This is a genomic window from Sphingobium sp. B2 (assembly GCF_007693735.1).
Taxonomy (GTDB): domain Bacteria; phylum Pseudomonadota; class Alphaproteobacteria; order Sphingomonadales; family Sphingomonadaceae; genus Sphingobium; species Sphingobium xenophagum.
This window is the reverse complement of record NZ_VDBZ01000002.1, coordinates 216,795-232,246: the sequence shown is the minus strand read 5'-3', so window position 1 is coordinate 232,246 and position 15,452 is coordinate 216,795. Positions and strand designations below refer to the sequence as shown.

Sequence of the window (15,452 nt, the reverse complement as noted above, 5' to 3'; positions counted from 1 at the left end):
ATGGAGCTGGGGCTGGCAATCATGGGACTGGCCGCATCGGTAGGCGTTGGACTCATCCTGCTGATCGCGGGCTTTGAAAAGCTGCGCCATCGCATCCTGTTGCCCGGCGTGATCGCCAACTACCGCCTACTCCCCAACGGCCTGGTGGCACCCGCCGCGACAATCCTGCCGATCGCCGAAATATTGATTGGCGCGGCACTGATCGCGGGTGGATGGCCGCTGCCGCTACTGCTGGCGATCCTGCTGTTGATATTGTTCGGGGCGGCGATGGCGATCAATATCCGGCGTGGCCGAACCCATATCGATTGCGGCTGTGGCCGATCGCAACTGCGCCATCCGATAGGCTGGTCGCTGGTTGGCCGCAACGCCGTACTGGCGACACTGTTGGTGCCGCGCCTATGGGACGCGCCACCGCTCGGCGCGATGGACATTGCCACGGCCATGGTCGGCGGTGTCGCACTCTATCTGGCCTATCTACTCTGCAATTCCATCGGCGCGCTCCTCGCGTTGCCCGCCGCCCACCGGAGATAAGCAATCATGATGACATCGCTCATTGTCTCGCAAATATTGTCGTGGATCATGATCCTTGGCTTTGGCGTGGCGCTGCTCGCGATCGCGCGTCAGGTCGGCGTGCTGCACATTCGCGTTGCGCCTGCCGGTGCATTGACGACCGGCGGTGGCCCGGCGGTGGGCGACGCCACGGTCAAGGTCGATGCGCGCTTGCTGGACGGCGGCCCGGTAACGATCGGCGGGCACGCCCCTGACATACCGCTGCGCCTGCTGATGTTCGTGTCCGCGCAATGCCCGCTGTGCAAATCAATCATTCCGATGGCGAAATCCTTTGCCCGCGACGAGCGTGTCGCGCTCAGTTTCGTCGGTGACGATGATGCCGCGGCCCAGCGCGCGATGATCGCGCAGCACGGGCTGGAGGCTTATCCATTCGTGAATGGCCCTGAAGTGGGACAGGCCTTCGGCGTCGCGAAGTTGCCCTATGCGGTGTTGATCGACGCGGAGGGGACGATCCTGTCCAAAGGACTGGTCAACAGCCGCGAACATCTCGAAAGTCTGATCGTGGCCCATGAGATGGGGATCAAGACCGTGCAGGATTATATCGGATCGTTAAAGGCGCAGGCTGCCTGAGCGGCATATAGGGGGTCAGTGAGATGAAGAAATTTGACGCCGACGCCATGGGGGAACGCCTGTTGCGCAAGCTGGCGGGCGGCACGTCGCGCCGTTCCATGTTGTCGCGACTGGGGGCGGCGTTGGTGGCGGCGCCCGCCTTTCCTCTGTTGCCGGTCAGTCGCGCCGAAGCAGCCAAGCCAGACCGGTCACCGGAAGGCAAGACCGGTTTCGCGCGCAACGCCCAGACGAAAGACGACACCAAGTGCGACTATTGGCGCTATTGCGCCATCGACGGAGCGCTGTGCACATGCTGCGGCGGCGGCATCCACAGTTGCCCGCCGGGGGCCGAGCCTTCGCCCGTGTCCTGGGTGGGCACCTGCATCAACCCGGACGACGGCAAAGCCTATCTCATCGCCTATCGCGACTGTTGCGGCAAACCGGCCTGCGGGCAGTGCGGTTGCGACAATACCGACCGCGAAACCCAACTCTATGTGCCGCAACTCAACAATGATGTGATCTGGTGCTTCGGTACGACCAGCATGGAGTATCATTGTTCGACCGCGGTGCTGGTAGGATCCGCCAGCTAGGATCGGGCGGCGATGCGCAGGCTTGTTCTTGGTTCGCTGTTCCTGATCGGCGCGGTCGGTATTGGCCGCGCCGCGCTGCCGCCATTGGGTCCGCTACCCGCCGCGATCACCGATCCTGACCTTGCGCGATCCGACTATGCCGAACATTGCGGTGGCTGTCATGGCGTTCAGGGCAGCGCTGCACCCGCGCTATTGCCCGAATTGCGCGGGCGGGTTGGCTGGTTCATGTGTACCCCGCAATCGCGGGCCTATCTTATCCGCCTGCCCAATATCGCGCACAGCCGGATCAAGGACAATCAACAGCTTGCCGATCTGGTCAATTACATGGTCTTTGGCCTGGGCGGGGCCAGCGTGCCAAAGGGCGCCAAGCCTTTCACGGCGCAAGAGGTGGCGCACGAACGCCAGTTCGCGCTGACATCCGTTTCGCTGAAGGCCGAGCGCGCCCGCTATGTCGAGGCTGCAATCCGCAAGTGCGGCGCGCCAACCGCCATGCGACGGCTCTATCCGGGGCAGGAATAAAAGGATTTCATAACCGAATTGGTAAGAATAATGCCGCCGGATCGCTGGTCCGGCGGCATTATCAAGTCAGTAGCAGGCGCTCAGAATTTCTGACCGAAGCGGATGCCGAAAAATTGCGGCTTGATGGTGAAGGTACGCGACGACCCGGAACAGAAGTCGATCGAACAGAAAGTATTTTTGGTCAGCTGGCCACGCTTGTCGAAGGCGTTCTGGATGAACAGCGTCACGCTCCAACTGTCCTTCTTGATGCCGCCGGAAAAGTCGAAGCTGACAAAGCCCTTTGTGTTGCCAAGCAGCGCATTATTATCGACGTTCAGATCCTGGGTCGCTCCGGTCTGGTAGAGCGCCGCGCCCTGCACATAGGCGCTATAGTCACCCATATAGGTGTCGTAGCGGATGGATGTCGTGCCCTTGAACTTGGGCTGGCGTGGCAGGCGGGTGCCATTGGCAGCAGCGACCTGCGGCGTTGGTGGACTGGATTCGGGCACATCCTGACCTAGCGTACAGCTCGATAGTTGGGAGATGGTCGATGTATCTTTGTCCAGCGCGAAGTTGCAGAAATTGCCCTTCAGCTTGCCGTCATTATAGGCACCGGAGGTCGAGATCGTCACCTTGCCCAGCTTCAGGTCGGCATCATATTCGATACCCTTGACCACCGCCTTGCCCGCATTGCCGGTCATGCCCGCACCCTGCGCACCCGACACCACGACACCATATTGGATATTATTCCATTTCTCGTAATAGACCGCTGCATTGAAGCGGAAGATGTTGTTCCAGGTCGTTTTGACGCCGAGTTCGAAATTGGTGAGCGTTTCGGACTTGAACGGAGCGACATCGACCGGGCCGAAGTTGCGGATGCGCAGTGGACGATTGAAACCGCCGGGGCGGAAGCCGGTGGAATAATTGAAATAGACCATCTTGTTGGGCTGGAACTGCCAGTCGAGCGCGACCTTGTGCGTCTCGCCATCTTCCTTATAGCGCCCGGTCTGGTCGGTCGCGCGGAAATTGGTGTTGAGGCATTGCAGCCGCTCGGCTGGGAGCGGAGTCGGGCAACCCATTTCCCCGGTCGGGACAAAGACCGACGTGACCGTATTCGCCGCAGACCCTGCGACACCGGCAAAGCCCTTGACCGCATAATCGGTCCAGAAATAACGAATGCCGCCGGTCAGTTTCAGTGTCGGCGTGATATTATAATGGCCTTCGGCGAAGATCGCCTTGTCATGGTAAAGCTGGTTCTGCTCGACAGCGTAGAAGCCATCGCCCTTTACCGCCTGTGTTCCCAGAAGCATCGTGCCGAGCGGATTGCCGTTTGGATTGATCACGGTGTCGGTGAAGTAGGGTACGCTATCATCCTCAGTGTCAGGCAAGCCATCCTGATCATAATCAATCGCAAACATAGCCGGCACACCGATCAATCCGCCAGCCACATCGCCGCCGCCGGTCTGGGTATAGCCCGTGATCGTATCCAGCCCGCGAATCGCATAATAGGTGTTCGTCTTATTCTTCTGCCGCTGGTAGAAACCACCGATCGTCACGTCAAACGGCCAATCCTTGGGCGTCGACAGACGTAATTCCTGGGTAAATTTGTCGCGGTGCGTATCGGCATGATAATATTGCGTCGGGTCGATCAGCGAACATTGCTGTGATGCGCCCGACCCGGTGCAATTATCGAAAAATTGCAAATAGCTTTCGTAGCCCGGCCCGAAACCGTCATAAGTGACTGTATAATAAGTATAGTCGTTGAGCGTTCGCGTCCTACGTTTGAAATAGCCGGTCGCCGAAACAATGTCCCAGTCGCCGATATGACCATGGATGCTGAGCGCCGCCTGATACCAGCGATCGTCATTCCTGGTCTTGTCATAATCATGCACTTCCAGATCGCCGACGCGCGGATCGAAGCCGAAATAGCCGTTGGCGACCTGCTTTTGCGCGGTGATTTCGGGCGCGACCGACCAGCCATCCACCGGCTCCCACAGCAATTGGACGCGACCGCCAAATTCCTTGATACTATTATAGTCATCCTTGGCGATGTCGGAATTGTCGAGATTGAAGAAGGTCGCCGGGTTTTCATCCCCCAGCGTATAAACGGCCGGATCCCCATTGTTGAGCAATCCGTTATTGGGCTTATTGTCGATATAGCCGCCATCACGCCGGTAATAGCCCATGGCGCGGACCGCTAATGTGTCGCTTAACGGCACGTTGATGTAGGATTCCAACTGGCCGCCAAAGTCGCCCTTGCCATATTTATTGGCCTCGACATCATAACCGAACTCGAACTTGTCCATATTGGGCTTGTTGGTGATGATGCGGATGGTGCCGGCCAGCGATCCCGCGCCATAAAGCGTGCCCTGCGGCCCGGCCAGCGCTTCTACGCGCTCCAGATCATAGGCATGGATGTCGGGCACTTCCGTGCCCGTGATTGGAATGTCGTTTAGATAATAACCAACCGAGGCATAGGCGCCGCCCGCTGGCACGATGCCGCGGAAAAAGGCGGTGTTGCGGCCTGGCCCGATCCCCTCGAACGATACGGACGGCAACAGCGTGGCAAAATCGCTCAAGCCCTTGACCTGCCGCTCCGCCAGCGTTTCAGCACCCAGCGCCTGCATGGAAATCGGCACTTTCTGGATGCTCTGCGCACTGCGGGTCGCCGTGACGACGATTTCAGTGAGGCCACCGCCCGCGTCATCGGCAGGTGATGTCATGGCTGGATCAGCGGCTTGGTCAGCAACGGCACTGGCCGCGCGCGCCATGCCTGTAGCGCCCAGCCCGGCCAATATGGTGGTCACGCCCAATATCTTCACAAGTTGCGACCGGCGACGAGACGGAATTTTCATAGTGTTGGACTCCCCCTTGAAAAGATGCCCTCCACTCTCCCAAAATCGCGGTTATCCCGCGCGATTATGACGCATTGCAGCGTATTTTCAGCTGGCGTGTCACAAGCCGAATTTCGCAAGGGCAAAACAGCCCCACGACCGGAAACGGCGCACGCCTCCAGACCTGCCGAACGACGGCATGGCATCACAATTTACCTGTATACCCCTTGGACTTTCGCTATTTCGTACGCTTGTCCAAGTTTGATAATGCTGTAACGATGGCAGGAGTCAACAGCCTAATTTTACTGTTCCCGCCCTTCGGTCGCTCCTGTTGTTGCGCAACTGCAATATCCTGTTCATTGTGCAAACGAGAAAGGAAGTAAAAGCCTCCATGGACGCTGCTTCGCACCCGCCGGTCCCCCCTTCCCGCGCACTGAACGTGGCGGTGGATTGCGCTGCCAAGCTGCTGGACACCCGGCCGGCGGAAGCTTTGGCGCATGCAGAAGAGATACTGACAAAAGCCCCCGGCCTGCCGCCCGCAGAACTGGTCGCTGCCCAGGCTTTGCGGCGCTTGGGCCAGCCAGACGCCGCTCTCTCGCGGCTTGCAGCGCTTGCCCGTCGCCAGCCGAACGTGCCCGCCCTGTTATGGGAAATTGCGCAGGCAGCAAGCGACACGGGCGATAGTGCGCAGGCTATCGCCGCGCTGGAACGCCTGGTCCGCCAACAAGCCGGTGTGGCGAGCGGCTGGTTCCGGCTGGCGCGCGAATTGCGGAAAGTGGGCCGCAACGACCAAGCGTGGCGCGCAGACCTGTCGGGCATCCATGCCTCATCACGCGACCGCGACCTGCTTGAAGCAGCGGTGGCAATGAATGAGGGGTGCCTGGACGATGCCGCAGCGATTCTGGATGCGCGGCTCGGCCGGTTGCCGGATGATCCCGCCGCCGCGCGATTGCTGGGCGAAATTCACTGGCGTCGCGGGGACATGAGCACTGCGCTGATACTGGTCGAACGCGCTGTCGCCACCGCCCCCGGCTTCGATCTGGCGCGCGATTTCCTGATCCGGCTGCTGCTCCAGAACAACCGCCTGACCGACGCGCTTGCCCACGCGGATATTCTGGCGCAATCTCCGCTCGACAATCCGGGCTATGCGCTGCTGCGTGCTTCGGTGCTGGTGCGGCTGGGCGATCAGGCGCAGGCGGCCGCCATCTATGAAGGGCTGCTGGCACAAAAGCCGGATCAACCGCAACTCTGGCAGAATTTCGGCCATGCGCTCAAGACGCTGGGACGGCAGGCGGACGCAATTCATGCCTATCGCCAGGCGGTGCGCTATCTGCCGACCATGGGCGAAGCCTGGTGGAGCCTTGCCAATCTCAAGACCGTCAAGCTCGACGCAGCGGATATTGCCGTGATGGAACAGGCGCTGTCGATGCTGGCGCCGGAGGAGGCGGCACGGAGCGCGGACATCTTCCACCTCCATTTTTCACTCGGCAAGGCGCTGGAGGATGCGCGCGATTATGCCGCTTCCTTTGGTCATTATGATCGCGGCAACCGCCTGCGCCGCTCGCTGCTATCCTATGATGCCGATGAATTTGCCGCGGAAGTCAAGGCAACGGAAGCCTGCTTTACTGCCGCCTTCCTCACGCGAATGGGAAAGGGGGGCGCCGCTGCGCCCGATCCCGTCTTTGTGGTCGGCCTTCCCCGGTCCGGCTCCACGCTGGTCGAACAGATACTTTCCAGCCACAGTCAGGTTGAGGGGACGATGGAATTGCCGGAGATGATGATCATCGCCAGCCGTCTGCAATCGCGCATCGATGAAGGCGAATTCCCCGATTTCTCCACGATGATCGCGTCGCTGACGCCAGCCGACCGGCAACGGCTGGGCGAGGAATATATCGATCGCACCCGCGTTCACCGCCAGAGCGACAAGCCCCGTTTCATCGACAAAATGCCCAATAATTGGCAGCATGTTGGCCTGATCCGGCTGATCCTGCCGAACGCCAAGATCATTGACGCGCGTCGCCATCCGATGGGCTGCTGCTTTTCGGGATGGAAACAGCATTTCGCCCGCGGTCAGGCCTTTACTTACGATTTGAGCGAGATCGGTCGCTATTATCGCGATTATGTGGCGCTGATGAGCGCGTTCGATGCGGCGGCGCCCGGCCATGTCCACCGTGTGCATTATGAACATATGGTCGCCGACACGCCCGGCGAAGTCGCGCGGCTGCTCGACTATCTTGGCCTGCCGTTCGAGGAGGCATGCCTTGCCTTCTGGCGGACGGAGCGGGCAGTTCGCACCGCGAGTTCGGAACAGGTGCGTCAGCCGATCTTCACTGATGGCGTCGATCATTGGCGGCATTTCGCGCCCTGGCTCGGTCCTCTGGAAGAGGCGCTGGGGCCGGAGATAGAAGCCTATCCGGCCTGACGCTCCCGCCCTATGATCCCACTGACATTGGCGACCGCGAAACTCACCCCATGAAGATTGCGCCGCTGTTCGACGCCGGGAATCGGCCGCGGATGTCCGCTGGCATGGATGACCCCTTCCGTCACAGAATAGATTCCACGCGGGCAATCCCAATCGAGGGTGACGCCCAGTACCCCGTCGAGACTGCCCGGATAGCAGGCCTGTCCGTCAACATCGCGCGCCGCGACAATCTGAATTTCTGCAACCCTGGCCCGCTCCACTACTGCCGCAAAAGCCGCGCTGTGCGCCGGATTGACGGTCCCAAGACTGAGATTGATCAGATCGACCCGCGCCTCGACCGCCAGATCAATCGCGCTGACGAGCGCCCGCGCACTGGCGCGAAGCGCCGCATGAAAGACCCGGATCGGCAGGCATAAGGCATCCGGCGCCTGATCCATGATGGCAGCGGTTACGGCCGTGCCATGGCCCAGATCGTCCAGCGTATCGCCTTGGGTAAAGCTGCCATCGCGCGCCACGGAAAAGCCCGACAATAGGCGCGCGGCATCAATATGCGGATGGTCGGGATGCACCCCGCTGTCGATGATCGCGATCCGTACCGGATCAGGCATGAACCGGCTCACCGCGCCGCTCTACCCTAGCGCGCCCGTCCGTCAGCGTCACGATCATGTCGGCCAGTTGCGCCATGGCAGGCTTGTGCGTGATGATGATGATGGTCGCATCGGGCAACGCCCCGCGCAGCCGACCAGCTATCAATTGCTCCGTTTCCCCGTCCAGCGCCGATGTCGGCTCGTCGAGTATCAGGATGCTGGGCGAGCGCAGCAATGCCCGCGCGAGAACGATCCGTTGTCGCTCCCCCGCCGACAATGCCATGCCACGCTCCCCCGCCCGCGTGTCGTACCCCAGCGGCAGCCGCGCGATAAAATCGTCCAGCCCCGCCGCATGGGCCGCAGCCTCTATCTGGGCCTGTCGCACGTCGGGAAGCGCAAAGCCGATATTCGCCGCGATCGTATCGTTAAACAGATAGGGCGACTGGTCGACCAGAATGATCTCCCGCCGCACATCGTCAAGCGCATAGTCGCGCAGGTTACGGTCATTGACCATCACGCGCCCGGCATCGGGATCAAGATAGCGCACCATCAGGTCCGCCATGGTCGATTTTCCCACTCCGCTCGGTCCAAGAATCGCGCACAGGCTGCCCGCTGCTATCGTCAGGTCTATTTCGCGCAGCACGACATCACGATCATAACGCATCGCCACCCGGTCGAACCGGATCACTTGCGCCCGCTCCAGCGGCACTGGATCGGCGCACTCGACCACATCGGCCCTGGTATCGAACAGTTCGAATATCCGCCCCAGCGACACCCGTGCCGACGCGAGGCCAGACGTCAGCCCCATCAGCGTCTGGATCGGCGATAGCAGCCGCATATGATAGGTCATGAACGCGACCAGCGTACCGATGCTCATGCCATCTTCGATGATGCGCCAGCCGCCATAGAGGATCACCGCCGATGTCGCGGCGGTCATCAGCGTGCCGGGCAACGCGCCAGTCATGTAGGAGGCGACCTGCATCCGCAACATTGCGCCGACAAAGGCATCATTCTTCCGCTGGAAGCGTCCGACTTCATGCTCGCCTGCGCGTAGCGAAGCGACCACCCGCATACCCATGACCGTATCGCCCAGCAAGCTACCCAGGTCCGCGCCCTTTTCCCGCATGTCACGGGTCAGCGCGGTCAACCGCCGCTGATAGTAAGCGAATGTCGCGAGACTTGCCGGGACCAGCACGACGCTTACCAGGAACAGCCGCCAGTCGAGCCACAGCATCATGGCCACGCAGCCGACGAAGAAGAGCAGGTTGCTGACGACCGATAGCATGGTATCGGACGCGATCCGCTGCACATCGCTTACGTCGCTGTTCATCCGCGATACGAGGTCGCCCAGCCGGAAACTGCCGTAAAAGCGTGGCGAAAGCGTCTGGAGATGGCGCAGTAGGGCCGCGCGAATATCATAGAGCATCGCCGCCGACAGGGCGACATAGCGATAGCTGGCGAGGATGTTGACCGCGAACCCGGCAACGGTCACGCCAATCATGATCGCGGCGATCCGTACCAGCGCGCCCATATCTCGTCGCAAAAGCGCCTGGTCGATCATCAATTTGGACAGATAGGGCTGCGCCAGCCCCAGCGCGGTCGACACAAGGCTGATCGCCAGGACCACCATCAGCGCGCCGCGATAGGGCCGCAGGAAGGGGCTTAGTCGCTTGTAAGCGCTCCAGTCGGCAACCGGCGTGGGCGTTGCGCCACTCATGCCGCCTGCTGCCGGGGCACCAGCCGGAACCCGTCCAGCACGAAGGCTGGCTCCGGCATCTTTGCCAGCAGGCCGGTGCACCAGCGATGCCCGTCCATCAATGCATCATGTTGCGCCCGCCACCAGTCACCCGTCCCGCCGCTGGCGTAGAATTGCGCGCAGAGCGCCAGATGCCGCCGCATCGCCGCGATCAGCATGGACTGATAATGGGTCAGCAATGCCGCGCGATCGCCGCCCTCTGCTATGCCGATCAGCACGGCGGAGGCCAGTATCGCCTCCCGCACAGATTGCGCGGTGCCATCGCCACAGAGTGGATCGAAGCCCAATGCTGCGGTTCCGCTGGCCAGCCAGTCGTCGCCGCACAGGGGCAGATGCAGGCGCGGTGCTGCGAGAAAGGGCATGGAGGCCGCCCCGACGGCGTCGACCACTGGCGCAATCAATCCGCTCTGCGCCAGCAGGTCGTCCAGCGACCCGCCTACCCCCAGCAACCAGCCTTCCCCCGTTCCGGCGGGCACCAGAAACAGCCAGCCATCCGGTACCGCCTCTACCCTGCCCTCCTGCGCGCAAGCCGGGTCACGCAAGCGGATCTTCGCGGCGACGGCGTTGCGATCACCAAAGATACGCATCTCGCCCGATGGCTGCGGCGGCGCGGCGTGAATGGAGAAATCGACCGGCACGGGCCCTGCGGCAGGCTTGTCGCTGGCCAACGCCGCCTGCACCGCTTCTTCCGACACCAGAGCCGCGCTGTGGGGGACCGCCACCGGCGCACCGCCCCATGCGATCACTCGACGCTTGATCCTGGGGCTATCGGCAAAGAGGCCGGGCCGCTCGAACACGTCGCGCAGTAGCGCCAGAGCGGGATCGCTCAACAGGATCGTCGGCACCGGCGTGCGATGAGCGGCTTCGCTTGCGACCCGAAGGCCCGCTCCATGTAATAGATGTGCACATGTCGTCGCCGCAATCCCGCTGCCCCGGATGCCGACGATCAAGCGCCTTTGCCTCATTCCACTGCGACCATGCCCGCGCCAGTGGTGTCATAGCCCAGATCCAGCGTCACCTCATGATTGAGCGTTCGGGCGTCATAGACTTCCAGATCATAGCTCGCGCCGTAAATATATAGTTTCGCGCCATCGATGGACATGCCCAGGCGGAAACGCGACCGGCATGGGAACTCCGCCTTGTCGACCACGGCATTGCTGGCCATGTCCATATGCCAGAATTCGCAGCGCTTATTGCCATATTTGCCGTTGGTGACGACGGTGTAGGCCTGCTTGCCGTCGGGCGTAACCTGTAGTCCGGCCATCGCGTCTGGTGCAGGGCCGATCGGGGTAAAATCAAACTGCCGGGTCGACAAATCGAAGCGCGCCAGGCCGAACATCTTGTTATGGACATAGGTGTCGGCGGCATTGAACAGCGCCACATATTGCCCCGGTGTACGGATAGCGTCCAACGTGCCGCCAAAGCCGACATTTTCCATGCCGGTGCCTTCCGGCTTGGCCAGGTCGATCCGGTCCGTCACCTTCAGCGTCGCCAGGTCGATGATCGCGACCTTTTCCCCGAAGGCGTAGAGCGTTTTGCCGTCTGGCGACACTTTGTACCCCGCGCGCCAGCTGCCGGAACGTTCATCCTCCTTGTCGAGATCGGCCGTGCGGACGACCTTTTGCTGTTTCAGGTCGATGACGCCATACATGGGCTTGCTGACGGTATAGCGGTCTATGCCCTTATCGAATTTGGAGAGGACAGTGTAGAAATAGCGACCCGTAGGATCGGGTACTCCGCCCCAGAAACGATAGCGGGTGGTGCCGTCATTCAGGCTGAATTTGTTGATCACCTTGCGCGTCGCGGTGTCGATCACCTCGATCCCGCCGGTGGTGATGGTCGTTACATAGATGCGCTTGCCATCGTCGGACAATTGCATCGACGTGGGCAGGCCGGTGTCCAGCTTGATCGTGCCGGTGACTGCCCCCTTGCTTTCTTCAAACACCAGCAGGCGGTCGGGATAGGAGCCCATGAACAGCGTAGCTGCGTGCATGGGCGCAGCGCCCAGCATCGCCAGGCCAGGGCCCAGCATCAGACGAAATTTATGCATGGCGGCCCTCATGGGAAAACGAGATCGAGATTGCGCCAATCCTTGGTCGCGGTAGCGCAGTTACTGGCCCAGTCGGGCGAGTAGTTGACATGATCGGGCACCTGAACCGGCCAGAAACAGGTGACGTAGCAATCATAAATATCGCGCTCGACCGGCTGGCACAGCCCCGCCGTCCCGCCACTGGCATCGACTTCCCAGCCAGGGGAAAAGGAGAGCGAACAACCCATCGGCACATGCGGACGCGGTGTCTGCTGAAGGGCGACGACATCCTCCTCCATGTCCGCATGAGGGGAAGCGGCTGCCTCCATCTGCGTCACGGCCTCGTCGATCCGCTGCGCCTTTTTATTGATGGCGCGAAGATGCTTCATGACAACCCCTTTCTCTCGGCAAAGCGTTCCAGGAAGCCCGGATTACGCACCGACAACACGCCGTAGATACGCAGGCAGGTGTCGGTCCACTGGCGTATCCAGTCGCAATAATGGAGGTTGGCGTGGCCGGTATCGCCATAGCGGACAAATGCTTCATGATGGCATCCGCCCGCACAAAGCGGCCGCGCCCAGCAGCTCTGGCAGTCATATTTCGCCTGGACATGCCCCTTGGCCAGGAAATCGCCCTGCTTGACGCGGTCGATGCCGCTGGAGACATGCCCCATGCTATGCGTGTCAGCGTCCGTGAAGCGATGGCAGGGCGACAGGTCGCCCGAAGGACTGACCCCCATCAGCCCCAGCCCAGCGCCGCAGGGGTGCGATTTGTTGACGCCTGAAATCAGCTCGCTGATCGTTTCGCTAACATTGGTGAAGCCGTGCGACTCCCCGCGCAGGGCATATTCCAGCCACTCGTCCGCTAGGCTGTTGAACTGCGCCAGCACGCTATCCATGCCGTTGCCGTCCAGCGAATAGGCGCGTGTCTCCCCCGTCGTCACCGGCGCGAAGCCGACCTCGTGAAAGCCCAGATCATCCTTCAGATGGCGGAAGATGCGGACGACATCGGTCACACCTTCGGTCAGCGTCACCCGCGCGGTGATGGCCCGCGTCTTGTGATGCGCGATCAGCGTGCGTAGGCGCGGCTCGATCACCGCATAGCTGCCCTTGCCATTCTTGAAGACGCGATGCTTGTCCTGCAATTCCGGCGGGCCGTCCATCGATACGGTCACGCCGATGCGATTGTCCGACAGGAAGGTGACAATCTCCGGCGTCAGCAGCGTTGCGTTGGTCGTGAGGCTGTAGGTGATGTCCTTGCCGGCTGCGTTCGCAGCTTCATTGGCGTAGGCCACAACATCGCGTAACAGCTTGAAATTCATCAAGGTCTCACCACCAAAGAAGGTGATGTGCACCGACTTGCGGCCGATTGCCTCCGCGATCAGCAGATCGACCGACGCCATCGCCGTTTCAAGCGTCATATATTTGGGTTTGCCCGCTGGCGTCGCGATCTTGTCCGCGCCGAATTCGTAGCAATAAGTGCAGGCCAGATTGCACTGATTGGTGACGTTCAGCACCAGCGCCTGCAACGGAAAGTCCGCCGGAGGAGCCTGGGGCGCCTCTGCAACCGGCATGGCGTGGCCCAGATGGATGAGCCGCGCCTGCCGCAATTCGCGCACCAGCCCGTCGGCTTCTTCCGCCGTGCTGCCTTCCGCTACCAATTCGCGCACGAGCGCTGCGTGGGTAAGTTCCTGTCCATCAAGCCGGTCCAGAACCGCACGGACATGGGTGTCGATTTCGAAGATGGCGCCCGCGCTTACCAGATAGACGAATTCGCTGCCGCCTGCGTCAAAGCCGTGATATTCCGCCCGGCGATAGGTGGGTGCCTGCATCAGGGTCATTGCGACACCTCCGGTTGATCCCATTTCTGATAGGCGGGCACGGCGACAACCATGTATGACCGGGCGGTCAACGGCTTGCCGAACTTGTCCTTTTCGGCCTTGGCCGTGGCGACGACCCAAATATCGCCATAATTATTGCGACCAAAGCGGCGGGCGGGGTTCGGCCCCTCGCTATTGGGGGTGAAGAGCGCCGCGGGACTGAGCGTGCCGACATATTTGGCGTCATCATCATAATAAACCGCCAGATATTCCTGGGTCGACCAGGTGACGTCGACAGGCCCCACTGCAATATCGTCGGCCGTCCCCTGCTTGCCGTCGATGCCATTTTCGAAGCCTGTCGCCTCGAACTGGGCGTAGCCTTTGGGGAATTTGATCCCGCCCAATCGCGACAGGGCGGTTTCCGGTGTCACCTTGATATAATCAATCTTGCTGTAGACCGGGAAAGCCTGTTCCAGCACCGCGCCACCGACCGCGACATTGCGCTGTCCCGACGCCGCCCCGGCGGCGACGTCGGCCATCACCACCAGTTCCTGCGGGCTGGCCGACAGTATTCTGGTCGCGGTCACGCCCATGCCCAGATCAATGTCGGCGGGCGTAAGCGAAGCGGGCAGATTGTGGCCGACGATGCGGAACTGCGCGCCCCTGGTCCCGGCCTTCACCGAACCGGGGATGACGGCCAGCACCGCTGGCGCAGCCGTTGCGCGGGTCAATTTTACGTCCAGCCCGAATTCCTGATAATCGCCCCAATACCAGCGCCCCACCGCGCTTTGCTGGTCCGGCGCGAACCACATTGTTTCGCGCGCGGCGCTGCCCAGATCATCGGGCCTGCCAGCGACGGCCGCGCCTTTTGACGATCCGCGCCAGCTATAACCGGCGTAAACAATGCCTGCCCCGCTGCGGTTCACCGACGCTCCATTGTTGAGCGAGCGCAGCACACTGCTGGTCAGGAATTCGTCCGCTGCCTTGCCGGGCTTGATACTGAAGCTGCCCACGAAACGCCCCTGCCCCGGCGCCGATGCCACGACCAGCCATTCGCCCGCCAGACGCGGCACGCTCTGGCGCGATTGCCATGCGGCCCATTCGGGCGTGTGCAGCGGCGCGGCCTTCGCCAGATAGCCAAGCGCATATTCGCCGCGCAGCATCTTGTCCTTGGGATCGCGGCCCGCCGGTTGCTCGCTATCCTCGGCCGGGCGGCGATATTGAGCGTCCGCCTGCGAATACATGGCGACATGCAGATCCTGTAACTGCTTCCATTCCAGCTTCGACCGCCGCCAGGACAGGGGCTGGGCAAAGCTATGGCAGGCAGCGCACGCCCCGCGCATGGTTTCGTTCGGGATATTGGTCTCGTCGATCATCCGCTTTTCGGCCAGATACATGACCGGCAGCGCCTCTTGCGGGGCCAGGCCATGCGACGAGGAGAGGGATTTAACGATAGCGCGCGATTCTTCGGGCGTGATCGCCAGGCCATTCAACCGGACCATACGCTTGATCGCCTGCGACCAACCTTCAGGCGTGGTGCGGACCCAGCTGATCCGCGACAAATTCCTCTTGGCATCGGGCGCGTGGCAGGTGCCGCATTTTTCCTTGACCAGCGCGTCTGCAACCGGGATCCCCGGATCGCTTTCCTTCATAAGCGCGCCATCCGGCCCGCCATCGGCCTGCGCGAACAGGATCGATGTAGAAAACAGCGCCAGCAACCCGAATTTCGAGACCGTTACCCGCTTCACCCCGTTTCCCCCACAAGCACCATAAGATGCGCGAAACCCAAGCTCAGGCA

13 protein-coding genes are annotated in these 15,452 nt (G+C 61.4%); 5 read left to right on the top strand and 8 right to left on the bottom strand.

Annotation, left to right across the window (positions count from 1 at the left end):
- The 4 genes from FE851_RS16795 to FE851_RS16780 are packed head-to-tail and all read left to right on the top strand — an operon-like array spanning position 1 to position 2,228.
- Positions 1-531, top strand: coding sequence for a MauE/DoxX family redox-associated membrane protein (locus FE851_RS16795; RefSeq protein WP_145204931.1), 531 nt, complete (start codon positions 1-3; stop codon positions 529-531).
- A 6-nt stretch (positions 532-537) separates the two neighbouring features.
- Positions 538-1,140: a methylamine utilization protein MauD gene (locus tag FE851_RS16790; RefSeq protein WP_017183407.1), complete on the top strand. Its 603-nt coding sequence runs from the start codon at positions 538-540 to the stop codon at positions 1,138-1,140.
- A 23-nt stretch (positions 1,141-1,163) separates the two neighbouring features.
- Positions 1,164-1,709 carry a methylamine dehydrogenase light chain gene (locus FE851_RS16785; RefSeq protein WP_019052330.1) on the top strand — a complete coding sequence of 182 codons (546 nt, stop codon included), beginning with the start codon at positions 1,164-1,166 and terminating at the stop codon, positions 1,707-1,709.
- 12 nt (positions 1,710-1,721) lie between these two features.
- Positions 1,722-2,228 (top strand): cytochrome C, encoded by a 507-nt coding sequence (locus FE851_RS16780; RefSeq protein ID WP_145204928.1) that lies wholly within the window; start codon positions 1,722-1,724, stop codon positions 2,226-2,228.
- An 80-nt stretch (positions 2,229-2,308) separates the two neighbouring features.
- Here FE851_RS16780 and FE851_RS16775 read toward each other — a convergent pair whose 3' ends face one another.
- Positions 2,309-5,062 carry a TonB-dependent receptor gene (locus FE851_RS16775; protein ID WP_186378874.1) on the bottom strand — a complete coding sequence of 918 codons (2,754 nt, stop codon included), beginning with the start codon at positions 5,060-5,062 and terminating at the stop codon, positions 2,309-2,311.
- 370 nt (positions 5,063-5,432) lie between these two features.
- On the opposite strand from FE851_RS16775, the gene FE851_RS16770 reads away from it, so the two are divergent.
- Entirely contained in the window at positions 5,433-7,463 is a 2,031-nt protein-coding gene (locus FE851_RS16770; protein WP_145204925.1) for a tetratricopeptide repeat-containing sulfotransferase family protein, read from the top strand.
- Here FE851_RS16770 and FE851_RS16765 read toward each other — a convergent pair.
- From FE851_RS16765 to peaA, 7 genes are read right to left on the bottom strand one after another with little or no spacing between them, the layout of a single operon-like run.
- Positions 7,451-8,071 (bottom strand): S8 family serine peptidase, encoded by a 621-nt coding sequence (locus tag FE851_RS16765; protein ID WP_145204921.1) that lies wholly within the window; start codon positions 8,069-8,071, stop codon positions 7,451-7,453. The two genes, FE851_RS16770 and FE851_RS16765, sit on opposite strands and share 13 nt — an antisense overlap.
- Positions 8,064-9,767, bottom strand: coding sequence for an ABC transporter ATP-binding protein (locus tag FE851_RS16760; RefSeq protein ID WP_145204918.1), 1,704 nt, complete (start codon positions 9,765-9,767; stop codon positions 8,064-8,066). Before FE851_RS16760 ends, FE851_RS16765 begins: the two co-directional genes overlap by 8 nt.
- Positions 9,764-10,756 carry a hypothetical protein gene (locus FE851_RS16755; protein ID WP_261371024.1) on the bottom strand — a complete coding sequence of 331 codons (993 nt, stop codon included), beginning with the start codon at positions 10,754-10,756 and terminating at the stop codon, positions 9,764-9,766. Before FE851_RS16755 ends, FE851_RS16760 begins: the two co-directional genes overlap by 4 nt.
- Before the next feature lie 11 nt (positions 10,757-10,767).
- Positions 10,768-11,856 (bottom strand): YncE family protein, encoded by a 1,089-nt coding sequence (locus tag FE851_RS16750; protein ID WP_145204912.1) that lies wholly within the window; start codon positions 11,854-11,856, stop codon positions 10,768-10,770.
- Between the two features lie 8 nt (positions 11,857-11,864).
- Entirely contained in the window at positions 11,865-12,224 is a 360-nt protein-coding gene (qhpC, locus tag FE851_RS16745; RefSeq protein ID WP_145204909.1) for a quinohemoprotein amine dehydrogenase subunit gamma, read from the bottom strand.
- Positions 12,221-13,675 (bottom strand): quinohemoprotein amine dehydrogenase maturation protein, encoded by a 1,455-nt coding sequence (gene peaB / locus FE851_RS16740; protein ID WP_145204906.1) that lies wholly within the window; start codon positions 13,673-13,675, stop codon positions 12,221-12,223. The genes qhpC and peaB overlap by 4 nt, the downstream gene beginning before the upstream one ends.
- Positions 13,672-15,402, bottom strand: coding sequence for a quinohemoprotein amine dehydrogenase subunit alpha (gene peaA / locus FE851_RS16735; protein WP_145204903.1), 1,731 nt, complete (start codon positions 15,400-15,402; stop codon positions 13,672-13,674). The genes peaB and peaA overlap by 4 nt, the downstream gene beginning before the upstream one ends.
- Positions 15,403-15,452 lie beyond the last annotated feature (50 nt).

Coding starts and splice junctions, on each gene's coding strand:
- qhpC (WP_145204909.1), bottom strand. CDS start 12,224: ATGAAGCATCTTCGCGCCATCAATAAAAAGGCGCAGCGGATCGACGAG.
- FE851_RS16775 (WP_186378874.1), bottom strand. CDS start 5,062: ATGAAAATTCCGTCTCGTCGCCGGTCGCAACTTGTGAAGATATTGGGC.
- peaB (WP_145204906.1), bottom strand. CDS start 13,675: ATGACCCTGATGCAGGCACCCACCTATCGCCGGGCGGAATATCACGGC.
- FE851_RS16780 (WP_145204928.1), top strand. CDS start 1,722: ATGCGCAGGCTTGTTCTTGGTTCGCTGTTCCTGATCGGCGCGGTCGGT.
- FE851_RS16785 (WP_019052330.1), top strand. CDS start 1,164: ATGAAGAAATTTGACGCCGACGCCATGGGGGAACGCCTGTTGCGCAAG.
- FE851_RS16760 (WP_145204918.1), bottom strand. CDS start 9,767: ATGAGTGGCGCAACGCCCACGCCGGTTGCCGACTGGAGCGCTTACAAG.
- FE851_RS16790 (WP_017183407.1), top strand. CDS start 538: ATGATGACATCGCTCATTGTCTCGCAAATATTGTCGTGGATCATGATC.
- FE851_RS16750 (WP_145204912.1), bottom strand. CDS start 11,856: ATGCATAAATTTCGTCTGATGCTGGGCCCTGGCCTGGCGATGCTGGGC.
- FE851_RS16770 (WP_145204925.1), top strand. CDS start 5,433: ATGGACGCTGCTTCGCACCCGCCGGTCCCCCCTTCCCGCGCACTGAAC.
- FE851_RS16795 (WP_145204931.1), top strand. CDS start 1: ATGGAGCTGGGGCTGGCAATCATGGGACTGGCCGCATCGGTAGGCGTT.
- FE851_RS16765 (WP_145204921.1), bottom strand. CDS start 8,071: ATGCCTGATCCGGTACGGATCGCGATCATCGACAGCGGGGTGCATCCC.